Annotated in this window: 17 protein-coding genes; 5 read left to right on the forward strand and 12 right to left on the reverse strand. The window is 62.5% G+C overall.

The features are described 5' to 3' along the window. Positions 1 to 45: 45 nt before the first annotated feature. Positions 46 to 678 (reverse strand): uracil phosphoribosyltransferase, encoded by a 633-nt coding sequence (upp, locus tag SINAC_RS06995; RefSeq protein ID WP_015244984.1) that lies wholly within the window; start codon positions 676 to 678, stop codon positions 46 to 48. A 501-nt stretch (positions 679 to 1,179) separates the two neighbouring features. Between upp and SINAC_RS07000 the strand changes: the two genes are divergently transcribed. The 3 genes from SINAC_RS07000 to SINAC_RS07010 all read left to right on the forward strand — a co-directional run bounded on the left by SINAC_RS07000 (position 1,180) and on the right by SINAC_RS07010 (position 4,114). Further along, the gene (locus SINAC_RS07000) at positions 1,180 to 2,427 is read left to right on the forward strand and encodes an AAA family ATPase (RefSeq protein WP_015244985.1); all 1,248 of its coding nucleotides are present in this window, start codon (positions 1,180 to 1,182) and stop codon (positions 2,425 to 2,427) included. Positions 2,428 to 2,822: 395 nt separating this feature from the next. Further along, on the forward strand, positions 2,823 to 3,125 hold the full coding sequence (locus SINAC_RS37875; RefSeq protein ID WP_015244986.1) for a hypothetical protein: 303 nt from the start codon (positions 2,823 to 2,825) through the stop codon (positions 3,123 to 3,125). Between the two features lie 161 nt (positions 3,126 to 3,286). Beyond that, positions 3,287 to 4,114, forward strand: coding sequence for a sigma-70 family RNA polymerase sigma factor (locus tag SINAC_RS07010; protein ID WP_015244987.1), 828 nt, complete (start codon positions 3,287 to 3,289; stop codon positions 4,112 to 4,114). Between the two features lie 41 nt (positions 4,115 to 4,155). Here SINAC_RS07010 and SINAC_RS07015 read toward each other — a convergent pair whose 3' ends face one another. From SINAC_RS07015 to SINAC_RS07035, 4 genes are all read right to left on the reverse strand, one after another. Then, the gene (locus tag SINAC_RS07015; RefSeq protein ID WP_020465769.1) at positions 4,156 to 4,401 is read right to left on the reverse strand and encodes a hypothetical protein; all 246 of its coding nucleotides are present in this window, start codon (positions 4,399 to 4,401) and stop codon (positions 4,156 to 4,158) included. 424 nt (positions 4,402 to 4,825) lie between these two features. After that, positions 4,826 to 5,392: a hypothetical protein gene (locus tag SINAC_RS07020; protein WP_015244989.1), complete on the reverse strand. Its 567-nt coding sequence runs from the start codon at positions 5,390 to 5,392 to the stop codon at positions 4,826 to 4,828. Between the two features lie 678 nt (positions 5,393 to 6,070). Next, positions 6,071 to 6,439 (reverse strand): PilZ domain-containing protein, encoded by a 369-nt coding sequence (locus SINAC_RS07025; protein WP_015244990.1) that lies wholly within the window; start codon positions 6,437 to 6,439, stop codon positions 6,071 to 6,073. Positions 6,440 to 6,984: 545 nt separating this feature from the next. Then, entirely contained in the window at positions 6,985 to 7,701 is a 717-nt protein-coding gene (locus SINAC_RS07035) for a 3-keto-disaccharide hydrolase (RefSeq protein WP_015244991.1), read from the reverse strand. 295 nt (positions 7,702 to 7,996) lie between these two features. On the opposite strand from SINAC_RS07035, the gene SINAC_RS07040 reads away from it, so the two are divergent. After that, positions 7,997 to 8,914: a DUF1559 family PulG-like putative transporter gene (locus tag SINAC_RS07040; protein ID WP_015244992.1), complete on the forward strand. Its 918-nt coding sequence runs from the start codon at positions 7,997 to 7,999 to the stop codon at positions 8,912 to 8,914. 4 nt (positions 8,915 to 8,918) lie between these two features. Here the strand turns inward: SINAC_RS07040 and SINAC_RS07045 are convergent, their stop codons facing one another. The 6 genes from SINAC_RS07045 to SINAC_RS07070 form a co-directional block, all read right to left on the reverse strand. Beyond that, the gene (locus SINAC_RS07045) at positions 8,919 to 9,401 is read right to left on the reverse strand and encodes a molybdopterin-dependent oxidoreductase (RefSeq protein WP_015244993.1); all 483 of its coding nucleotides are present in this window, start codon (positions 9,399 to 9,401) and stop codon (positions 8,919 to 8,921) included. A gap of 88 nt (positions 9,402 to 9,489) precedes the next feature. Then, the gene (locus SINAC_RS07050) at positions 9,490 to 10,701 is read right to left on the reverse strand and encodes a 2,3-bisphosphoglycerate-independent phosphoglycerate mutase (RefSeq protein WP_015244994.1); all 1,212 of its coding nucleotides are present in this window, start codon (positions 10,699 to 10,701) and stop codon (positions 9,490 to 9,492) included. A gap of 159 nt (positions 10,702 to 10,860) precedes the next feature. Further along, positions 10,861 to 12,300, reverse strand: a complete 1,440-nt coding sequence (locus SINAC_RS07055; RefSeq protein WP_015244995.1) for a hypothetical protein — start codon at positions 12,298 to 12,300, stop codon at positions 10,861 to 10,863. An 11-nt stretch (positions 12,301 to 12,311) separates the two neighbouring features. Then, positions 12,312 to 13,496, reverse strand: coding sequence for a hypothetical protein (locus SINAC_RS07060; protein WP_015244996.1), 1,185 nt, complete (start codon positions 13,494 to 13,496; stop codon positions 12,312 to 12,314). Positions 13,497 to 13,578: 82 nt separating this feature from the next. Next, positions 13,579 to 15,120 carry a class II fumarate hydratase gene (locus tag SINAC_RS07065; protein ID WP_015244997.1) on the reverse strand — a complete coding sequence of 514 codons (1,542 nt, stop codon included), beginning with the start codon at positions 15,118 to 15,120 and terminating at the stop codon, positions 13,579 to 13,581. Positions 15,121 to 15,532: 412 nt separating this feature from the next. Continuing rightward, complete coding sequence (locus tag SINAC_RS07070; RefSeq protein WP_020465765.1) at positions 15,533 to 20,320, reverse strand: tetratricopeptide repeat protein; 4,788 nt, start codon at positions 20,318 to 20,320, stop codon at positions 15,533 to 15,535. Between the two features lie 386 nt (positions 20,321 to 20,706). On the opposite strand from SINAC_RS07070, the gene SINAC_RS07080 reads away from it, so the two are divergent. Continuing rightward, positions 20,707 to 22,097, forward strand: a protein-coding gene (locus tag SINAC_RS07080) for an ISKra4-like element ISSiac4 family transposase (protein ID WP_086018133.1) whose coding sequence is annotated in 2 segments (ribosomal slippage) — positions 20,707 to 20,914 and positions 20,914 to 22,097 — 1,392 coding nt in all. Because the reading frame shifts where the segments join, the coding sequence is not laid out codon by codon here. Positions 22,098 to 22,243: 146 nt separating this feature from the next. Here the strand turns inward: SINAC_RS07080 and SINAC_RS07085 are convergent. Further along, positions 22,244 to 23,599 (reverse strand): (Fe-S)-binding protein, encoded by a 1,356-nt coding sequence (locus SINAC_RS07085; protein WP_015245000.1) that lies wholly within the window; start codon positions 23,597 to 23,599, stop codon positions 22,244 to 22,246. Positions 23,600 to 23,610 lie beyond the last annotated feature (11 nt).

Here is a 23,610-nt window from a genome sequence, read left to right on the forward strand (position 1 = left end):
CCGGCCACGGTTTGTTTTTTTGTGTGTGAGGGCCCGCTCACCCGTTCAATCAAGCGCGGTCGCAAACTGACGATCGCCCGCGTCGCCCAGGCCGGGATAGATGTACCCCACCTCGTTGAGATGGTCATCGACCACCCCCACGTGAATCGGTACGTCGGGCATCGCCTCGTTCATGTGGGCGATCCCCTCAGGGGCCGCGATCAGGGAGATCAGCTTCATGCGCGTCACGCCCGCCGCCTTCAGGACCGTGCAGGCGTGAACGGCCGATCCGCCGGTCGCCAGCATCGGATCGACGACCAGAGCGATGGTGATCTTCGGATTCGCGGGCAGCTTCTTGTAGTATTCCATCGGTTGGAGCGTCTGCTCGTCGCGATAGACCCCCACATGCCAGACCTGGGCATCCGGGATCAGGTCGAGGATCCCCTCAGCCATCCCGAGTCCGGCGCGGAGAATCGGAACGATTCCGATCGTATCGGCCAGATTCCAGGCGGGTGACGGACCCAATGGGGTGGGAACCTCAAGGGGGCGGGTCGGGAGGTCGAGGGTCGCCTCTTGGGCCAACAGCATCGCCAGGGTCCGGACCAGCCTTCGGAACTCAGGCGGCCGTGTTCGCGCATCCCGCAGGTTTGCGATCAGATGAAGCACGATGGGGTGCGACGACGGGAAAACCAACGACACAGAGGCCTCCTTCAGAAACGAGAGCGCATCGAATTTACTCGATCCTACCTTACGGCCAGAGTCAGGGGACCGACTCCCCTCGCTTTATTTTTCGAGGCCGATGAATCGACCGGCCATTCAGGCCACAGCCAATCCGGAAACGTTTCCCCTGGTGGGAACTCGAGCCGTTCGCTCGCTTTTGTGAAAAAAAAGGCGCTTGCCGGAATCGTTTGCTGCAGTACTCAAGTCTCTGTTGTTACAGGATTTCAGCGAAATCTCGCGAGATCGAGCCAGAGCGATTTCATTCCAGATCGTTCACAAGTCTCGAACTGTGTCCCAATATTTCTTTCAAGAGCGAGCCTTGAGTTCCCATCCTCCTTCGGGTGGTGTACTACCGTTTCATCGTTGCTGCACGCGATCGATCTCGGCTCCGCGACACTAAGGGGGGAGACTCTCCAAGGTGAAGTGGAGGCCCTGACTGAATTCGATCGTACTCACTGACATTTTGGATTGTTGGGTTTCATGACTATGAAGGAAGGCATCCGAGTTCTCTTGGCCGACCCGCATGAGGCGTCTCGTCGGTCGCTACTCGCCCAATTCGAGCGTATGGAGTCAATTTGGCTGACTGAAGTTTGCGTGACCTACGCTGTAGTGGCCAGGCGAGTGGAGGAGATTCGGCCCGAGGTGACGATCGTGGTCGCCGACGAGGACCAGGGGGAGGCGAACAGGCTTATCCGGACCCTGGTCGAGAACAACCCTGAGGCCAGCATTCTGGTTGCGACCCATTCCACCGACACCCGGGTGATTGTGAACCTGGTCAAGAGTGGAGCGAGCGAGATCGTGACCCTGCCGAGCTCGAATGAGTCGCTTTTCAAAGCCATCAAGTGTCTTTCCAGCAACGAGGAGTCTCTCATTCCTGCGCTCCTTCCGGCAACATCAACCCAGGTTCAGGCTCCGCCCATCGGCGGCGATCGGGTGTCGAAAACAATCGTCGTGACGGGGGCGTCGGGCGAGGTGGGCTGCACGTCGTTGGCCGTCAACCTGGCCACGACCCTGGCCAAGGCTCCCGGTCGGGACGTTGTGATCGCCGACTTCGAGCTCATGTTCGGCGCAGTCGATACGCTCCTGGACGTCGTCCCCGAGAATACGCTGCTCGAGATTGTGAAGAGCGTTGATCGGCTCGACTCCACCTTGTTGAAGCGCATGCTCTGCCGGCACGCGTCGGGTCTTTACGTGTTGCCACGGCCCCACGAGCTGATCGATGCCGCGCGGCTCTCCCCCGAAAGTTTGCCCGGAGCGCTCAAGCTCCTTCAGTCGACGTTCTCGGCAGTTGTCCTTGACACAAGTAAGAGCCTGCAGACTTCCGATTTTGTCGCCTTCGACGCCGCCGACGTGATCCTCGTGGTCATGCAGCTCGACCTGAGCTCGGTGAAGAACACCGCGCGGCTGCTCAACTGCCTTCGCGATTTTGAAGGACTTTCCGAACGCGTTCAGATTGTCGCCAACCGCGTCGGCTCACTTCGGAACTCCGTGACGATCGCCAGGGCCGAAGAGTGTTTCAAGCTGCCGATCACCTGGCAGATCCCCAATGCGACCAAGACGTTCCACACGGCAAGGGATCGCGGTGTGCCCATCGACGTCCTGGCACCGCGATGTGAAGCGCAACGCGTGATCGCCCGGATGGCGAACACCCTGGTCCCTGCCCTTGCCACCGCCGAGCCCAAGCCGCAACGCGGTTTCTTCCGGGACCGCTTTCAACGTCAAGGCTAGAACCAAAAAGGACCGCATCGCCCTGCTCCCGGTTCCTCCCAGCCGATGGCCTAGCCTTGTTGACGATCATCCCGTTTGTGGGGATTTAAGCCGCGCGCTTCACCACGTCCTGCTAAATTCTTGGCTCTGATCGCTGCCAATCCTCGAATTCTTGAGCGGATTTTCGGAATTAATCGATAAAATCGCAAATCCGCTTGCCTTAGAAAGCAAACGTGACCTATTGTAGTTGTATAGGACGAAGCGAGCTTTCATGGCAGTGTCAGGTCAGGTTCCCCGGATCGGGAATGGTTCCGAAGACCAACCCGCCCGTCCTCCCGCTTCCAGAAATGATTCGACTGCCAGGCGTCACGATGTTGCGACGTCTCGGTCAGGCCCCCATGAAGGAGGAATTAATCATGTCTCTTGCTGCGGAAGAAAGCCAATCGGCCACATCCGAAGCTTTTTTGGCCGACGCATTGTTTGGCATCCAGGCCAAGAGTAAGGTCAGCGAGCGGGCCGCTCGCGCTTCCAAGGCTCGGCACGCCAGCAAGCGACGGCAGCGGATTGATCCGACGACGTGTGAACGTGAGTATACGGCCGCCGAACTCGAGTTCATGCAGGCGATCCAGGCCTACAAGCAGTCGAGCGGCCGGATGTTTCCGACCTGGAGTGAAATTCTCGAGGTTCTCCAGGGTCTGGGCTACGAGAAGCTGGCCTGATCGTCCTGGCTCGCTCCTGCTGCGCTCAGGTTCCGCTTCTTCATGATTGATCGGCCTGATTGGAACCGTCGCCGATGACGGCTCTCTAGTCAATACGGCCGCGCACGCCTTATCACGATGACGTGAATTGAAATGGCCGCCCCCTGCATGAGGATTCCACTGTGAGCACTCGCGCCGCCCAACGCCCCGCCAACGGTTCGACACTTCAAATCTATCTTCAAGAAATCAACGGCACTCCGTTACTCTCCGCTCCGGAAGAACGTGAGTTGGCCGAGCGCGTGGCGATGGGGGACCCCCTGGCCCGCGACCATATGGTCAAGGCGAACCTTCGCCTGGTCGTGAATATCGCCCGTGGCTACCTGGGCAAAGGCATGTGTCTGGAGGATCTGATCGAAGAGGGTAACCTCGGACTGATGCGTGCCGTCGAGGGATTCGACGGGATGATGGAAACTCGCTTCAGCACCTATGCCAGCTACTGGATCAAGCAGTCGATCCGACGCGCTGTGATGAACAACGGGAAGCCGATCCGGCTCCCTGCCTATATGGTAACCTTGCTCTCCAAGTGGAAGCGAGCCAAAGAGATACTCGCTGACCGGTTGGGCCGCACGCCGACTCATGAAGAAGTGGGCCAGGCTTTGAAGCTCTCAAAGAAGAAGTTGGGCATGGTCGCCAAAGCGATCCGCGTCAACGACCTGACCCCTCAGTGCGTCAGTGCGGAGGGCGAAGACTTCCTACTCGACGACATGCTGACCGACGAACGGAGCAAGGCCCCCGGCGACCTCCTGATCGAGTCCGACGACCTGGAGCGGATCTTCCATCGCATGGGACGACTGGGCATTCGCGAAGCGACCGTGATCCGGATGCGGTTCGGCCTGGAGCCGTACGTTCCCATGACGCTTCGCGAAGTGGGCGAGAACCTTGGGCTGACCCGTGAGCGCGTTCGCCAGCTCGAGAAGGAAGCCATGGAACAACTCATCGCCGCTGTCTGACGATCGCCCAGGCCCTTGCCGCTCGCAATCGAGGCGAGCCATCACGATTGGCAGGTGCGACCGATGAATTCGTCGGCGTCCGGCTGGGGGAGACTGTCTTGTAGGCCCGTCTCGTACTCAAGCGAGGCCATCCAGACATGACGGCAGAGCGCCACATCGTAGCCCCCTGCGACGGCACCTTGGGCCGCCACGAGGATCGAGGCAAGCGACGCGGTTGCGACATTACCCTCTTCGATTAAATCATTAATAAGCATTTCGATGCGGTGATTCAAGCGTTGCGGAACCAAAATTATTCCCCTTCCCAACCACGCGGGGGCCCGGCACCTACCGAACGTTCGAGCTGGCCCACTCCTGGCTCTTTGATCGGATCGACTGGCAGAACTAGATAAACAATCAGAATCCCGAGTTGCCATAAAGGGGCCACCGGCTTTTCCCCTACATCCCTCTCGTTTTGTCGGAAATACCAAACGCAACCGTCGCGATGCTGCCTGGCGACAGCGCAATCAGACTCCCTTTCCTTCCCTTGCGTTGCGATCCCCGATATTGACGCCCTCGCTCGCGCGGGCGGCGATCGGGCCACGCTTGAGTGCGAGCGACTCAGCGTTCCTCGGTTCTCCACCGAACATATTTCCTCGCCAGGGAGCCCGCCCCCGGCGAGGGATTTCTCGGATTTGGTTTCAGGGCGGGATCGTCTCGAATCGACGACTTCGCTTATCGCGAGCGGGATCGCCGGAAGAGACCGGCGTCGAGGTCGGCTCCCACTCCATTGGTGGCGAGTGCGGGTTCTGTAGCGCCGTGAGAGTGCCGCCCCATCGTTTCGAGCAGCTGCCGCACCGTTTCGCTCGTCCTGCTGGTCTGGGCGGCGATCTCTTCGGCCTTCGAGGCCAGAGTCCCCAACAACTCCGGCAGCATCGCGAACGAATGAAGCTTGATCTCGCGAGGACAGAGGGGCCAGGGAATGCGCTCCTCGGAGATGATCTGGGTGAATTGATCGCTTCCATCGCCTCGCTCCAAGGTGGCCGCGAGAATATGGAGCCGGCTTCGGCCGGCTGCCTTGCCATAGGCAAGGTGTGACGAGATCAGGAGCTCACGGCCATCCTCGCCGGTCCCTCGCTGGGAATCAAAAGGTCGGCTGATCGCCCAGACTCCGATGTCGAATTCCTCGGCGAGGTAGCGATCGACGTCTTGAACGATGCCACTCGCCTCGGAGAGCGCTCCATTGAGCTGAGAGACGATGACACTGAGAGAATCCAGATCCGCGCTTGGTTCATGGGCCATGAGAATGACCATCCTTGGCCTTGTTGGCGACCCTTAGACAGGGCGTCCGAACGAGACAGAGAGAAGACGTGTGTGTTGTGTGCGCTGAACAGCACGGAGTCTCGCAGAAGGGGCATCCTATCCGCCCCCCCGGCACCGTCAAGAGCAGAACCCAATGGGAACACGTGTCCCTGACCTCAAGCCGGCCACAGGAAGCTGGTTTTCACCGCTCGAATCGCTGAACCCCACAATCGAATAAGCGTCCCCCACCCCCACCCCCACCCCAGCGCCAGCCGTCCTTCCTTTCACCTTCTGCGAATCAGAAACCCACGCCTTGTTGCTGTAATCCAACAGTCTCGGGGGCTGAAGGTGGAAAAAAGGAAACGAACCCTTTCTTGTTCGATTCATGACCTACAATGCAGCCTCACTCGCGGTCCTCGACGGTGAGGACCGTATGCGACCTCGGCAACCGTGGGCACGATCTCCAGGGTGGGCGCATCAATGATTGGGACGCTTTCCACTGCGTTGATGGGGATAGTCGTCGTCTTTGGCGGTCTCTACGCAACCCTGCGATGGATCGTCCTTGGCGGGCAATCCAACCGTCGAGGTTAGTACTGAGTGGGATCCCCCTTGGGACGGGGCAGTCCGAAGGGGGCCAGGAGCCGGCTTCAGGGGCCAGCCACTCCGCTGAATCGTCCCTTAATTCATGTCTTCGTAGCGCGATGCGGCCAGCGCGAAGAAGCTCATCGGCAAACCGTTGCTGAAGACGAGTCGCAACTGGTAGGGCCCTTGGCGCATCGCACGCGACTCGGCCACCCGTGCCTCGAACCAGGTGGTCACGGTGGGACTGAGCAGCCGGATCATGACGGGAACCCCGTGCGGGGGGTCGTCATCGACAAGGACGAGCATCCCCGCGCGGCTCACATCCATGAGCTGCGCGGACGAGGTCACCAGTCGACCGTCGTGTCGCCAACCGATTTGCGAGGTGTTGTCCAACGCGGGGTAGCGGGGAAAACCTCGCCGTTCTATTTGCTGGACACGCTCAGCGTCGAGTCGATTATTTAGCATAGCGTTTAGACTGCTGGTGGAGTCAAAGGGGCCGGCGAAGCCCGGAGTTCCTCAATCGCCACCGAATGACGAGGGCGGCATCGCCTTTGAGAAACATCGGCTATCACTACTTTAGGCACTCAAACGGCCACATGCCCATCCCTGTTGAAAAGATCCCTCATATCGTTCAGGTTTTCCTGACTCGTCACCACGAATTCAACTCGCCGACCTAGGACCACTCCCCCGATCGCCGGATACGGTGCGTTCTTGAATGCGAAGATTTGTGCTGAAAGAAACCGAATGAAGCGAAGCGCGATTGCGAATTTTGCGGCGACGAAGCGGCGCTGCCTGAGCCCGCATTCCATTCTCCTGGGACCGCGGGCGACCCGCCCGCTCTTTAATTCTATTCAGATCTAAATCAATGGAATTGCGGGCAGGGCCCCTGCGATCTCAGGGGGGGAAGGATCGGTCTCGGGCCAAAGATCCAGTGATCGCTTCGTCACCACGGCTCCTCAAAGTCGTGAAGAACCAAGTCAGGACTTCCTGGCTTTTCTCCGGGGCCTGGCTTACTTGACGGTGAGCAGCCGGTCTTCTTTCGGAAACGTTTCCACGATCAGATCCTTGAAGTGGACCTCTTGGGGCGCTTTATTCGAGTGAAGCTGGAGGCCGATAGGGGACTTCTTGATTCGGTCGGGTTCCGGATCGCGCCAGTCGAGCACTTCCGAGCCGTTGACGCCGACTCTGATGCGGTTGCCTTGCGCAAGGATCTCCAGCGCATTCCAATCATGCTGCTTCCCCGCTTTGATGGCGGGAGCGGCGTCGACTTTCAGTCCATTGCGGCCGAAGAGGTCATGCAGCCCCCAGCCGGAGGGGAACATGACCAGATGGCCGGCGTACGTGTATTTGTCTCCATGCTCAGGAGCATTGCGGCCCCAGAAGGCGATGCCGCTGTGCATCTCGGACGTGACGAGTTTGACGGTCGCGGTGAGCCGGAAGTCGGTGAACGTTCGGTCGGTCAACAGATAGGTGCTGACCTTGACCGGCTCGTCGTTCTTGCCGACGATCGCCCCGTCCTGGACCGACCAGTATTTCTCGTGCCCGTCCCAGCCCTTGAGGTCCTTGCCGTCAAAGAGAACGATGCGTTCGGACGGGCCTTGCCGAGGGGGGACGACGGGAGCCGGCTTGTCGTCAGCGCGAAGCGCTGAGAGCGGGCCCACGCCCAGTCCCAGGAACACCGCAAGCGCGGCCGCGCGAAAGGTCACCAAAAGGGTCGAGCGATGCATACCGTGCTCCTCGGAGGAGTCGATCGATTTCGAACTTCGGTCAGAAGGTCGAATTCCAAAAAAAAGGGTGCTGCACAACCTGAGCGGGCTTGCCAGCGTGCCAGGCCAGGATGACGATTGCAAACGGAAAACAAGACCGACTGCGTTCGCGTGCTTCAGCGTTCAGCGTCGCGCGGGGACGAAGTGCGCGAAAGCCATGGACGTCACGGAAGAAGGACGCGAAGATGAAGTCGACCGGGAGAGAGCGATGGTCGCTCGTGAGCGATGTGAATGTGCAGCGAGGGGTTGGCGCGCTATGTCGACGAGAAAAGATCGTGACGGATTCAGCCTTGTTGAGGTGATTATCGTCCTTGTTGTCCTCGCGATCTTCGTGCTCGTCCTGGCTATGCGGATGCCTCGCCAACGTGAAGTTGCCAGGCGTGCCGCTTGTCAGAAGAACCTCATGCAGATCGGCGTGGCCCTCTTGATCTATGAACGGTCGGCCGGACATTTGCCGGTCGTCCCTGCGTTGGGGACCGAGGCGAGCCGGCACGGCAGTCCGCTTCGAGCGCTTTTGGAGGAACTCTCCGTCCCCGACTTGAGGGATGTTACGGATCCCGAACACCCCCCCGTGAGAGCGGCCGGGTTCGTCGCGCGTGAGCAACGAGTCCCCGGGTTCATCTGTCCGAGCGACCCGAACGCAACGGCCGGTTTCTTTCCCGCGACCATCAGCTACCGAGCCAATGCCGGCGACACTCCCGACGGGCAAAACGGAGCATTCTCCCCGGGCCGGAAGTTGAGGCTGGCTGATGTCGAAGCCGGGGACGGCCTGGAATTTACGGCTGCCTTCTCGGAACGGCTCGTGGGGACCAATCGGCCGACGCATGCTCCTGCGAACTATGCCGAGGTCGCCGGTCCGATCCTGGCAAACGGTTGTCCCCCCCTCGAGTCCGCGCCTTGGAAGGGGGACGCGGGAGCCTCATGGTACGCCAGCAGTTGGCAGTCGACCCTGTATCAACACGCCATCACGCCGAACGCAGCGCCGTCCTGCATCGCCCAGGATCAGCGGTCCGCCGAGATGGGCGCATCGAGTGGGCACCTGGGCACGGTGAACGTCTTGATCCTCGACGGCTCGGTGAGGACGTACAGTGAGACGGTCGATCCCCAGATTTGGAGCAAGCTGGCCACGCCGCACTCCGCCGGGCCCGTGAAATCGGGTTCGGACGCCCCCTGACCGGTTAGTTCCCCAGGTCGATTTTCACCAGCGCGAGCGAGGAAACCATGCGGACCCAGCGGACGTGCATCGGGTCTCCGGTCACGATCAAGCGAACCGGGCCTTGCTGGTCTCCCAAGGGTTGGCCCTCGCGTTTGAGGGCGAGCAGGTAGCGTTCTCCTTTGGGATCCATCCCCACGGCGGCCGCCGAGACGGCGGTGCGATAGCCGTCAGCGGCCGTGACGAGGATCACCTGATCGGAGAGGGACCGCAGCGCTGCCATCGCCGGCTTCCCTTCCAGTTGCCCCTTCAGCACGATCGCCAGAGGAACTCCGGTGTAGGTCACCGGCTTCCCTGACTCGGTGACCCGGAGCTCGACCTGTGCCAGGTCCTTCCAGGCTGATGGGTCGAACGGCAGCGACTCGACCTTGGCGGCGGCAGGGGCCGAGGCCGAGGCGGTCGTTGGTGCCAGGCCAAAACAGAGCGAGAGCACGAGCAAACTCGTCATCGTCCGGTCCTCGGGAAACCGCCAAGGTTGAGGGGGAGGTGGCGACCTTGGCTTCAATCAAGGCCGGCCGCCACCTCAACATCATCGTTCAGGCACCAAACTTCTGGAGCCGGCCCGCGTGGGCCAAGGCCAGCGGCATCAGGTCTTTGGCCAGGAACTGGCCGAGTCCCCCCTGGAGGCAGGGCCGTTCGCCAAAGGTCGTGACGAGGTCGGGGCGACTCGTCGCGGGGGCCCAGATCAAGGTGGGCACGGGATGGAAGCTGTGCGCTCGCATTCGGCTGGGCGTCGAATGGTCGCCCGTCACGATCAGGACGTCGGGAGCCAGCGCCCTGAGCTTGCGCACTTCGGCGTCGAGCGCCTCGATCATCGCCACCTTGCGGGGGAAGTCGCCGTCTTCCCCGGTGCTGTCGGTGTACTTGTAATGGATGAAGAAGAAGTCATACGCGTCCCAGTTGGCCTTCGCCACCTCGATCTGGTCGGCGAGCGTCTTGCCCGGTTCCACGACCGTCATGCCGACCAGGCGGGCCAGGCCGCGGTACATCGGGTAGACGGCGATCGCCACCGGCTTGATCCCGTAGACCTCTTCCATCGTGTCGATCTTGGGGAACTTGGCGAACCCGCGAAGCATCAGGAAGTTGGCCGGCTTTTCTTCCTTGAGGATCGCCTTGGCCTGGCGGAGGAACTCGGCGGCGATCTTCGCGGTCTTCTCCGAGGCGGCATCCTCCCCCTTCGGTTCAAGGGTGAGCAGACCGGTCGAGAGGGGGTCTGTATCGCAGACGCGATCCCCCAGCCCTTCGCCACGGAAGCGGACGACGAGGCGGTATTCGCGGACCGGCTCGACGAGCACCTCGACGCCCTCGATCTTGATCCCGGCCTGGAGCTTGGCGACGAGCGCCTCGCAGGTCTCGGTTGGGATCCGGCCGGCGCGACGGTCGGTCACGTGTCCTTCGGCGTCGATTGTGCAGAAGTTGCCTCGGATCGCCACGTCCTTCGGGCCGACCTCGACGCCGATCCCAAGCGCTTCGAGAACGCCACGGCCGATGTCGTGAACGAGGGGGTCATACCCGAAGAGTCCCAGGTGGCCCGGACCCGACCCCGGGGTGATTCCAGGAGCGACCGGCGTGCTCAGGCCGACGGTTCCCTCGGCCGCGAATGCGTCGAGGTTGGGCGTCACCGCGGTCTCGAGCTCGGTCTTCCCACCTGGTTCGATGGGCAGTCCGCCGAGGCCGTCGGCGACGAGCAGAACGATCTTGGTTTTATTCGGCTCGCGAAGTTGGCGAATCAGGTCTTGCGTCGACATCGATCGATTCTCTTGAAGAGGGCTGGCGGGGTGCAATCACGCCCGAAAGAAGGCGTGCGTTCCCTTCAATGGGTTGAACGAATAAAAAAAAGGGGGCGGCTGGCGGTTTCCTCTCCGACGGGTGGCCGCGGATCCATCCACCGGGCCACCCCTTTGAGGTTACTTGCTCTCGTCTTTCGACGGAGACTCATAGGTCATCTCGGTCTTCGTGGCCCGGAATGCGGCTTCGACGAGCGGCCCGGTCGTTTCCTGAGAAAAGCCTTCGACGACCACCACATCTTGTCCCCGGCGCTCGATGAGCGGTACAGCCTCCTTGGCGAGCTTCTGGACGGCCTCGGCGGCTCCTTCGGCCTCGTCGGCAACCTTGGTCTTCTGGAAGTCGGCGTAGCCGCGCTCGAACTCGCGTGCGTCTTCCTCGGTGTCCCAGGTGGAGAACCAGACCAGGCCGAGTCGTTCGTTCGGGCCTTCGAAGACGGCGAAGCGATCGCCGTCCCAGCCGGCCGCCGCCTTCTTGCCGCCGTGGCGGCGAAGCAAAATTCCGAGCTGCATCTCGCCGACGACGTTGCGGCCGAGTTCTTTCCAACCCTCCCCTGCCTCGAGCTTTCCGAGGTCGATGGCAGTCGGCGAATCGGGCTTCGCTTGGTATTTCTCGGGGTGAAGAATCTGCTCGGTGGAGAGGGGCGGCCGCTTGTACGCCTCGCTCAGCGCTGACCAGCCCCCTTCGTTCGTCAGGTGAGCGCAGAAGACCAGGCCACGGAGGTACGGGAAGATCATCGTCTCGGAGAGCACCACCGGGGCTTCACGCAGGCTGGTCCCACCGGCCAGGGGCATGAACGGCATCATCAGGCTGAAGACGCGGTCGAGTCCGGCCGCCGGCATCTTTGGAGCCTCGGTCCCGGTCCAGTCTTCCATCTGGGCCCCGAACATCGTCAGGGTTGCCTCTCCCTCGATCAGCGCGGAGAGCGCCAGGTCCCGATCGTCGTCCCGTTTGATCGAAGACTGCATCTTGTCGAGGTTGAAGTTCTGATCGGCCAGGGCATGGGTCAACTCATGGGCGATGACCGTCTTGTTCTCATCCTTATCGAACCCGGCCTTCTTGCCCAGGAGCCGCTCAAGGAAGGTCGGCGGCTTCTCGGCCTTGGCGGCGGGTTCCTTGATCAGGTGCATGGTCTTGGTCTTGGTGTCGTAGAAGGCGGCGATCTCTTCGGAGTAGACCTTGACCATCGTCTCCTTCAGGTTGAAGTTGCGGGGCAAGAGCCCGAGCACCTTCATGCCGAGCTCATTGGCTCTGAACTCGGCCGGAGTCATCTCGGCGTCGATCTCTTTGATGAGCATTGCGCTCATGTCTTCACGATTTGTGACATCCCGTTTGACTTCATGCTTGAAGGAGAGTTTCCGCATCCCGGGCAGGAGTTGCTCGAACGCCCGCTTGTAGAGCACCACGGCTTCGGTCGTGCTTCCCTTGTCGGCCAGGGCGTCTCCTTCGGCGAGAAGCTTTCTCCCGGCTGAGACGTCGGCGTCGAGGTCCGCGAAAACCAGGCTCGGGATGAGGAAAAAGCCCAGCACAAAAGTCGAGAAGAGCCGACCAGTTTTCGACATAGACTTTCCTTTTAGTGTGGCCTTTGCCCGTTGGCGAAACTGGGAACCGGCGCGGAGCCGGCGACCGAATGCCCTGTGGTCGCTGAGGGGGGCATTGCGACGAGGAGACGCGCCGCCCTGACACGGACTTCGTCGCCGTCCCTCGGCCCTCCGGGCGTGCCCAACAAGCGATCGACGCCGTTGGCAACATAGTCGAAAATCATCGGCTCAGGATAGCCCCAAGCCCGCATCATCTCGACCTTGATCTTCAGGGACGACCGCGCATAGGTTGTCGACACGATCTTGTTGATGTGCGCTCGAATCTCCGGCAATGTCGTCCGGCCGTAATCGTTGCAGAGCGCTTCGATGTCTTGGCCCACGTTCGGGCGTCGCGACCTCAACAGTTCTTTGAGCGATCGATGGAAGGGGATTCGGTTGGCCTCGGCCTTCTTGATCACCCGGCTGACCTCGAGAAATCGCACCTGAGGTTTCAGTTCCTCGATCTTGCGCATCTCGGCCGCCTTGTGTTCCGCCTCGTCGCGAATTTCGGCGAGGACCTGCTCCTTCGTGACCTCGGGGGCGGGTTCGGCGACCACCGGACGAGGCGGCGGCGGATCGGCAGCCACCACTGGGGGAGGCTCCTCCAGCTTGGCAATGGGGGCCGGGTTCCGAATGCTCTCGAGTTTGGAGTCGTGCGCCGCCTCCGCGTGCTCCGTGGCGGGAGCCGCTGGCTTGGCTTCAAGCGTGGGCGCGGGGACGTTCCCACCATGCCGATCGGCCGGGGGGGGCGAAGCGACCGAACTCGAGGCCAACGGTGGCATCAGATCATCCAGATCCGGGAGTTCCGGGAGGGCGGATGCCGTTGCGGGGGACCGTGGGGGCGAAGGGGGCGTGGGCGTGGCGGCGGCCGTGGCCGCGTCGTCCGGCGCTGCGGCCCCTTCGTGGTTCACCGGTTCTGCCGGAGTGGGGCGTTCAGGCTTCGGTTCGACCAGCGCTGTCGCTTGCGGCGGCGCTGGAGGGGGGACGAGAATGGGGGTCTCGCGCCGGAAGTCGAGGATTACCAAGACTGCGACCAGGATTAAGAGTGGCGGGATCAAGAGCGAGGGGAAACCTCGATCGCGGTACTCGATGACGACCTTGGGCGGCGGAGTGGCCGCAGGTTGTTCAACCGGCGGGGAATCCTCACCTTCGATCGAGAAGTCCGGTTCGTCGATCATCGTGCTCCTCACTTCCGCGTAGCCATCCTGTGACGAACGACGTCCAACAGACATCACATGCCAAGTTCGGAGGGGGATTCGCTCATCCTCCTCCTGAGCCACCCACTCCTGTCCCTCGGACCGTCTGGCCGCGCGGGTCGAGCAGGGTCTCGATTTCCTGGGCCGACGGATAGTTTCCCTTCTTTTTGAGGGTCTCGGCGGAGGCCGAACCACCGAGCACGGACTCGACCTCTTCGGGCGTCTTCCCGACAAGGCTCAGCGCGATCTCGCGCACGTTGACCTTGTCATGGTAGGCCTTCTTGGCGATGGCCGAGGCGTTGTCGTAGCCGATTCGGGGGGCCAGGGCGGTGCACATCGCCAGGCTCCGTTCGATCTGGTCCCGACACCCGTTCACGTCGGCTTCGATCCGGACCACCCCGACGGCCTTGCTACCTGCGAGGAACTGTTCGGCATCCACGCATTTGTCGGCCAGGTGCTCAGCCGCGTTGGCCAGCAGGTCGATCGACTGGAGCAGGTTGAAGGCGAGGACCGGCATCATGACGTTGAGGTCGAAGTTCGAGCCGAGAGCATTGGCCCAGGCGATGGTCGCGTCGTTGCCGACGACCTGGGCGGTGACCATCATCACGGCCTCGGGGATCACCGGGTTGACCTTGGCGGGCATGATCGAACTCCCCGGCTGAAGCTCGGGGATCTGGATTTCGCCGATCCCGCACCGGGGACCCGAGGCGAGCCAGCGAATATTGTTGGCGATATTGGAGAGGCTGATCGCAACCGTTTTGAGGGTCGAGGACACCTCCACGGCGGCGTCGCGGTTCGCCATCGCCTCGAAGGGGTTGCCTGCCGGACGGAACGACAAGCCCGTATCCTGGCTCAGTTTCGCGGCCATCCGCTTGGGGAACTCGGCGTGCGTGTTGATTCCGGTGCCCACGGCCGTCCCGCCGATCGCCAGCTCGACGAGCGATTCGCGGCTTCGGTTCAGCCTTGAGACTCCGTGGTGGACCTGTGCGGCGTATCCCGAGAACTCCTGGCCGAGTCGGATTGGGACGGCATCCTGGAGGTGGGTCCGGCCGATCTTGACGACCTCGTCGAAGGCACGCGCTTTCTCTTCGAGCCGTTCATGAAGGTGGGTCAACGCGGGGCTCAGATGCTTCTCGATCGCTTCCAGGGCGGCGATGTGGATGGCCGTCGGAATGACGTCGTTCGACGACTGCCCCATATTGACCGCGTCGTTGGGATGAACGGGCGTCTTGCCCCCGCGAACGCCGCCATTGAAGAACTCGTTGGCAACCCCGGCGATCACCTCATTCGCGTTCATGTTGGTCGAGGTACCGCTGCCGGTCTGGAAGATGTCGACGACGAACTGATCGTCGTGCAAGCCATCCGCCACGGCCTGGGCGGCCAGGACGATCCGTTCGCCGAGGTCGGCTGGAAGTAAGCGGAGGTCCATATTGACCTGGGCCGCCGCCTTCTTGATCAGCCCGAGAGCACGAATGAACGACCGAGGGAACCGGAGCGGACTGATCTGGAAGTTTCGGCGGGCCCGTTCGGTCTGGGCTCCGTAGTAGGCCTCGACCGGGACGTCCATCCCTCCCATCGAATCCATTTCCACGCGAGTCTTGGCCAATGCAGCACTCTCCCCTTCTTCGGATTTACCCGACGGGCGTAGAACGCCCCCTTCCCCAAGGGCCAGGAGCCTGACACGGACGTTTATCGTAGCAGATTGACCCGCTTCCCGCATGTCCAGACAGCGTCCGCGTCCGCCATTCCCTCGTCCGGTCGGGCTAGTCGCCGGGAATGACCAGGGGGTTCCTGCCTCACGGTGGAGAAGCGGCCGGGCCGTATTCCAGCGGCCGGGCTACGGCGAAACGATGCCGACGGACATCGTTTTTACTTGACTTTCCAAGAGGGGGCGACTCGCTTTTGCGTCGGGGCCTGATGTTGAGAATAGGAAACGGCCCGAGCCGAGAATCTTGGTTCCCGACTCGGGCCGCTCGTGGATTTCATCAAACGTCGAGGCCTTTTGAGCCGTCGTTCGTTCAATTCGCCTTGATACGCAACTTCTTCATCACCGATTCCAGGTCGCTCGCCATGGTCGGGCTAAGCCGATCTCGGCCGGCAATCGCCTTTTCGAGATAGGTTCCCGCCTGGGCCGCGCGACGCCGGTCAGCGGCGAAGAGTTTGCCCATATGATAGTTCAGGACGGGGTGGTCGGGCGATTTGCGAAGCCCCTTGGCGTAGGAATCCTCCGCCTCGCGGGCCCGGCCGGTCGCCTCCTGGATGGAGCCGACGGTGTCAAAGAACTCGCTGGGCAAGGTGCCCGGGTCGACTCGTTTCAGGAATCCGTTGGCCAGTTCGAGGGCCTGGGCACTCCGGCCGAGGTGGGTGTGGAGGATCCAGGCTTTGTTGTTGATCGCCTCGACTGAGTTCGCGGTCGACTTCAGGACGAGGTCGTATTGCTCGACCGCTTTCTCGAAGTAGGGCTTGGCCTCGGTCGCGTCCTTGGTCTTCTCGGCGATTGAGAGCAGGAGGTCACCGTAGTTGAGGTGAACCAGGGGGACGTCGAGCTTCGACGCCGCCTTCTTGGCCCAGGGAAGGGCGGCCGTCAACTGCCCGCTCTTGTGGTAGCCCACGGCGATGGCGAGCATCAGGTTCCCCTTCTCGTCGGAGTCGCCGATCTTGGCGGCCACTTTCTCCGCCTCGGCGAGTTCGTCAGCCGTCGCCGCGCGACCGTCCTCCCGCGTCTCGCTGAGACGTTGAATCAAGAGGGCCAGGCCGGCCGCATCTTCAGGATTGGCTTCGACGGCCTCGTTCAGGGTTGCGATCGCCTGTTTCCGATCCTTGAGGAGGATCTGGATCTCGGATTTCTCATGATAGGCCTCCGCGAACCCGGGGTTCTTGCGGATCGCCGCCGAGAGGGTCTCGACGACTTCGGCGCGACGGGCGGCCACTTGAGAGTCGGAGCCGGGCTGCGCGACGGTCGCTCGGGCCAGGAGGAGGACTGCGTCGGGCTGGTCGTTGTCGACTTCCAGGACCATCTTGGCCTGCTGAATCGCTTCGGTGTACTCGTTCAGCCTCAGCCGGGTCTGGCCGAGCATGAGTCGGACATCGAACTGCCTGGGGTTCCGCTCGAGGGCTTCGACATACGCCTCGGCCGTTTCCCGAAGCCTCCCCTGTGAGGCGTAGATCTTGGCCCGGGTCAGGGGGCCGCTCGACGATCCCTTGGAGATCTTGTCCATCTCCTGGGTGATCGCCGTGGCGCGGGTGAGGTCGCCACGACGGGCGGCGAGGTCGCACTCAGCCTGGAGGAACGTCAGGTCGGTCGGGAATCGCGTGCGGAACTCACGGATCATGCCGGCGACCTTCTCATTGAGGGTCTGCTCGACGTCCGGCTTGTTCTGCTGCGACGCCTGAATCGCCTGGAGCCCGACGACTCGGACCAGGTTGGCGGCGACCAGGGCATCCTTCGGGCTATCGGCCAGGAGCTGGCGAAGGACCCGTTCCGCGCCGGTCAAGTCGTTGTGCTTGCTGTAGATCTCCACGAGCATGCGCCGGAAGACCGGCTTGGGCCCGGCTTCGGCCTTGGCCTCGACATAGGCGATGGCCTCTTTGTCTCCCTTGAGCAACTGGATCACCCGGTACTTGGCGTGGACCAATTCTCTCGAGTCGGGCTGCAAGTCCAGGCCCTTTTCGAGCGTGGCCAAGGCCCGCTCCGAGGCGTTATCCTTGGGTTCGGTCAGGGAGTCCACCGCCGCCTGCATGAGGAAGAAAACGGCGGGCGGCTTCTCTTTGGTGGTCGCGGCGATCGCCTTGGTGAGGAGCGCGGAGGCCTCGTTGTACTTCTTGCCTCGAGCGAGGATGTAGGCCCGCGAAACCACCGCCGGCGGATGGGAGGGGTCGACCTGGATGACGTAATCGAGCTGGGCGAGGGCCGCCTCGTCTTCGTCGTGGACGCGATAAAAATTGGCTCCTCGGACGCGTTCGTCGAACGACGGCTTGGTCTTCGTGTCGTTGAGGAGCGAGGCGATCTCCCGCTTCGCGGTCGTCCACTCGCCCTTGGCCGAGTAGGCCGTGACGAGTTGCCAGCGGTCGGCGCGGGTGAGCCCGCCGATATTGTTCTGGCCCTTGCCACGGAGGACTTCCAGCCGATTGATCGCACTATCGGGGTCGCCAGTTTCGAGGGCGATGGCCGCCAGCGATGACTCAGCGGCGGTCATCAGCGAGAGTCCGCCGTCGACCTCCTTGGTCGGCTTGGCCCGTGCGATCTCTTCGAGTGACTCCCGCGCTTCCTCGGTCGACCCGGTGCGGCTATCGAGTTGGGCCTTCCAGAACTGAACGAGCTTGTTGCCGGGATCTTTCTTGAGAGCGGCATCAAAGTGAGTGACCGCGCCCGTCAGGTCGTTCTGGTCGAGTGCGAGTTGGGCATCGAGCAGGTCGCCAATCGCGGCCTCTTTCCAGCGTGTCCGGATTTTGCCGATGGTCGTGGCGACCGCGGCGTGGTCGTGCATTCTCAGGTCGAGCAGGGCGAGTTGGACCAGCGGCCCGGAGTTGTCGCTCCGGTCAGCCGCGGTCAGCAGGACCTTGCGGGCTTCTTCGGGCTTCTTGAGCGTGTCGGAAAGCAACTGGGCATGCGCCAAGGCGATACCGATGTTGTCGGGGTTGCGGGCGATGTATTGGGCCAGGACGGTGTTCGCCTCTTCCCCCTTCTCATCTTTCACCAGCATGGCTGCGTCGAGCCCTACCAGCTCATCGCTGTCGGGGAAGCGCTTCCGCGCCTCGTCGAGGGTGGTTCTTGCTTCATCGTTCTTATCCTGCTCCTGAAGGATCAGGACGGCGAGGTGTTCGGCGGCCGCTCCCCCCGCGTTTTGCTGGCGAAGCGATTCAATGCGTTTGAGGGCTTCCTCCGGGCGTCCGAGCTGGCCGTCGATCTGGGCCAGTCGAAGCTGGACGGGAGGCGTGGGCGTCTCGCCTTTGGCGAAGGACTTCTCAAACTCCGCCCGGGCCAGTTCGAGGTCCCCGGTGCTGCGCCGAGCCTGATGGACTTCGCCGCTCAGCAGGTGGAGCGTTGCCTCGAGCTCACGGGGGAGTTGCCCTTGGGCCACCTGGGCCAGGAGGCTGTCGACGATCGGCGCGGCCTCTTCGGGATAGCCTGCCTGAACGATCGACCAAGCCGCCCAGATCTGGTACTGGGGTTCGAGGGTTCCCATCCGCATCGCGCGCTGGAGATACTGCCGGCCGAGGCCTGTCTCCTGCGAGAGAACCAGGGCCACGCCGTAGCGTGCGTGGGCCTCGGCGAATTCAGGGAGTTGAGCCGCAGCGAGCTTCAGGTGATTCAGGGCGCTGGCACGGAGCTTCAGTTGAGCCGGATTCGGCGCGGTGGGCGGGGTCTTTCCCCGGCCTACCGCACTCACCCCTGAGTTTTCGAGCTCGATCGAGCCTTGGAAAAGATGCCCCAGGCCCTGGTAGATCGTCGAAGAAGACTCGACGAGCTTGGCGATATGCGGGCCGGCCTTGGTGAAGCGTTCCTTGTCTTCGGGATCACGCAGAGCCACCTCAACCGCGATCGTGTGCAGCCCGAGCACGGTCTCGGCATTGTTCGGTCGGGCGGCCAGGGGAAGTCGGAGGGCTTTTTCGACGATTGCGAGGCATTCGGCCCGTTTCGATCGGAACCGCAAATGTTCGGCATAGCTCAGGTAGACCTGAAGTTCCGGTCGATTGACTTCCTCGAGCGCTTTCTGAAAGAGACTTTCGACGTTGCCGTCGATCGCATCGACCAGGCTGGTCAGCGAGGCCCTTGTTTTCGGCTCGGAGGTGGAAGCGATCCGGGTGAGCGATTTCTGGACCCCTTCCAGAAGGGCGCTGAGCCGAGCGAGCCGGGTCGGAGCCAGCGGCGCACCCGCGAGTACGGTTTGCACCTCGGTCTGGAGGGTTTCGACCCTTGCGGTCAGCGCCTCCAGATCCTTGGGGGGGGTCGTCAAGACATCGAGTTCACGGAGCCGGAGCAGAGCCATCCGATCGAGCGTGCCGGCATCGGCGGGAAGGCTCAGCGCTCGCGTCTGCTGCATGGCGTCTTCGATGGCCGTTGAATCACGCAGTTGCTGGGCGAGCCTGGCCTTGATCCAGTTGATCCGGATCGGGGAGGCCTTGGCGGTCACAAGAGCCTCGAGATGTCGTTTGACGTCCGGGATCTTGGGCGTCTTTTCTTCCAGTGTTTCGGAGGCGAGTACGTAGCGTGCGTCGAGGTTGGTCGGCTCCATCCCGAAAAGCTCGTTTGCCCAGAGGAGGCAGTCGGGGCCGACACCGCGCCTGATGGCATCGGCGAGGAGGAGTCGGCGTGGCTCCTTCAACGACTTTCCGTATCGGGCCGCGGTGATGAGCGACTCGATCCGCCGGGCCTGCATCTCCGATTGCTTCTCCGGCGGCACCTGCTCGGTCCACTCGTCATACAACTTCGCGATCTCTTCATGGATCGCGGCGTTCCGGCCGTCCTTCTGGAGGGCTCGCTTGTAATGGATCAGTGCCTTCTCATACTGCTTGGCGGATCGCGCGGCCCTCGCCTGTGGCAAGATATCGCTCGAACCCCGAGGTATTAAGGTGTAGGCAATGGCGACGACGCCAACGACGGCGATGACGAGAAACAGTCCGGAGAGGACCAGGAGGGGTTTCCAACGGACGGTCATCGGGCTCATCTCCTTCAGCTCAAGGTGCCGGACCGCGACGATCGTGGGGACTCCCGAACGCTCGACCATCCGGGTCTGAGGTGCGGACCAAGGTGCGCGGCGATGGAAAAGTCGGAGCAAGAGCTTGGCAGCCTGAAACGAAGGCACACGCTCAGTCCGGGATCGGCGGAAATTCCGGACCGGGCACAGCGTACCTGACGCAAGGGAACGAACCTCGTTCCTTCACGCTGCCAAGAATCGAATCAAAAAATGCCAGAGGGAGGGCCGACTCACGAAGGAGTGCGAAGTCCGCGAGGAGAGGGGAATGGCAATGCCTTCTGCCCTGATACCTCAACGAGGTCGCAATCCGTTGCAGTTCGTGCACCACATCCGGGCAGCGTGCCAGGATAGAGACTCCGTTCAGAGACTTCAAGCTAATTCGCTCATTCAAGGCCGCGAGCGGTGAGCGTCTTGACAGTTGGTGGAATCTTTGTACACAAGAGGGAAACCGGCGGTACCTGAGGAAAACCCGACCTCGGAAACGGAGTCCATCCATGCCGACCGCACCCGTGCCTCCCGAGAAACAGGCTGAAATCGCGGGGCTCGAGCAAGCCATCCGCGAGGCCGTCGATGCCGAAATCAGCGAACTCGCGGCCAATCTTGCCATCACCGACGACGCCCACCTCTTCGGCGCCAACGAATTCAAGATCCGGGCCCTGGCTCACAAGATCGCCGCCAAGGCGATCGAGCAGCACCTGACGCGAAAAAAAACGGATACGACGGAGCCAGCGTAACCTGTCCCCACTGTAGCCGGACGGCGGAGTTTCATTCGCACCGCCTGCACACCTCCTTCACCCTTGTGGGAGCCGTCCGCTACCGCCGGGCTTACTACCTCTGTCGATGCTGTGGCAAGGGGCTGTTCCCCTTCGATCGCGAAGCGGGGCTGACGACCCGCGACTTGACGCCGGCTTTGGAACGCGTCGCGAGCTTGGCCGGGGCAGTTGCCGACAGCTTCGAGAAGGGGGCGGAACTGCTCGAAGAGATGGGGGGTGTCCGGGTCTCGGAATCGACTGTCGAACGGACCACCGAAGAGGCCGGTCAACGTCTGGCTGAGGCGGTCCAGGCCGGCTCGCACTTGGGTCCCCCGGCCGACTGGCCCTGGCACAAGGATTACGAAGGCCAACGTTGTGCGTACGTCGAACTCGACGCCACTGGGGTGCGGCGTCAAGGGGAGGGAGGGGGACCCGCCGAAGGCCGCATGGCCTACGTGGGGATGGTCTGTAACCCCACCCCGGAGTGGCCTTGGCCCGACGAGAAACCGCAGCCGATGCAGGCGCGTTACCTCGCGGGCCTGTATCCCTTGGAGGAGTTCGGTCCCTTGCTCCGCACGCCCGCCGGAGACGTCGGTATGGACCGGGCCGATCGCTGGATCGGCCTCTCCGACGGCGGCGCGGGCCTGGAGGATCGACTCCGTGAAAACTTTCCGCATGTGGAAGTGATCATTCTTGACTTTTTTCACCCTGCGGAGAAGCTCACCGGCTTGGCGCGTCTGCTGCACCCTCAGGACGAGGACCAAGCCGAAGACCAAGCCCGGCGATGGCGACAGTTGCTCAAAGAGGAAGGGGGCGCGGTGTTGGGATCTGTCCTGCGGGAATGGGACTGGCCGCGCCGGCCTGGCCTGGGCGAAGCCGCGACCGAGTTAATCGGTTACCTTGAACGCCAGGCGCACCGGATGGACTATCCCGAATACCTGGCGCGTGGCTGGTGTATCGGGAGCGGGGCGATCGAGAGCGCGTGCAAGACGGTGGTGGGGCAGCGTCTGAAACTGGCCGGAATGCGTTGGGGCGAAGACGGCGCTCACGCCCTCTGCCACCTCCGCGCCCTCTACCGCAGCGAAAAAGGCCAGTGGGACGCCTTCTGGAATCGCGACTATTCCAGCAACTGAACGTCCGTCCTACCAACTAATGTGATGCTCACCGGGCCGCGAGGGACGGGTTGTGCGGCTCGGGCAAGTTCTGCCGGGGGTCGCTCGCCCCGGCAGGCAGGCACTTGGTGCGTGTCTTGGTTGAATGGGCAATGTGGAGCGACGGCCTATTTTGTCGGCTCGCCGCGATACGCCTTGTCGAGCAGGTCGACGGGGTGAACGACCTTCATCGGGCTGCCCCGTTCCTTGATCTTGCGGGCGATCTGGAGGATGCAGCCGACGTTGCCCGTCGCCACCACTTCCGCTCCGGTCGCGGCGAGGTGGTCCATCTTGCGGACCCCGAGGCGTTCGGACATCTCCGGCTGGGTCAGGTTGTAGGTGCCGGCGGCACCGCAGCAGATCTCGGTTTCCTCGAGCGGGACGAGTTCGACTCCGGGAATCATGGAGAGCAACTGGCGCGGCTGGCTCCGAATCTGCTGGCCGTGGCAGAGGTGGCAGGCGTCGTGATACGTCACCTTCATCGGCAGCGGGTGGGTCGGCTTGATTGGGCCGAGCGCGACGAGGAATTCGGAGATATCACGCACCTTGGATGTAAACTGCTCGGCGGCGGCATGGTCGGCACCGGGCAGGAGGTGCGGATAATCTTTGAGCATGGCACCGCAGCCGGCGGCGTTGACGATGATCGCGTCGTACTGAGTCGGGTCGAAGGCCGCAATGTTCTGCCTGGCCAGTTCGAGAGCCGGTTCTTCGACGCCTGAGTGGTAATGGATCGCGCCGCAGCAGACCTGGCTCCGGGGGACGACAACCTCGCACCCGTTTTGCTGGAGCACGCGGGCCGTCGCCGCGTTGGTCTCGGGATACATCGCGTCGGCCACGCAGCCGAGGAAGAGGGCGACCCGAGCGCGCTTGGGGCCGATCGCCGGCAGGACTTCGGGCAAGCCCCCGTGGCTTGCCGCCAGTTCGGGGAGCATCGCCTGCATCCGCCGCAAGGTCGGCGGCAAGAGTTTGGTGAGCCCGACCTTCTCGGCCCAGTTGATCAGGCCGACACGCTGGAGCAAACGGGCCGGCAGCAAGGCGAGCTTCACCCGCCCCGAGTAGGGGAATAAGTGATGGAGGATCAGACGCCGGAGCAAGCTCGTCCGTTCCGAGGCGGGAGCGGTGCGCTGGAGGGCGACCTTGAAGGGTTCGATGATCTTGCCGTACTGAACCCCCGAGGGGCAGGCGCTCTCGCAGGCTCGGCAGTCGAGGCAGAGATCAAGGTGCTCACGAACTTCGGGGCTGAAATCGAGCCGGCCGTCGGCCACGGCGCGCATCAAGTAAATGCGCCCGCGCGGGCTATCGTTCTCGTCGCTGGTCTCGACGTAGGTGGGGCAACTCGCCGTGCAGAGGCCGCAGTGGACGCAATCCTGATAGAGTCGGTAGTCGATCTTGCTCGAGAGCCAGTCGAGGTCGACGCTCGTTTCCTGAGCGGGTCGGACCGGCGGCTTGGACTCCGTCTTCGATTCGGGCGTCGCGATCGCCATGCAGGATTGCC

The organism is Singulisphaera acidiphila DSM 18658 (genome assembly GCF_000242455.2).
In the GTDB taxonomy this organism is placed as follows: Bacteria; Planctomycetota; Planctomycetia; order Isosphaerales; family Isosphaeraceae; genus Singulisphaera; species Singulisphaera acidiphila.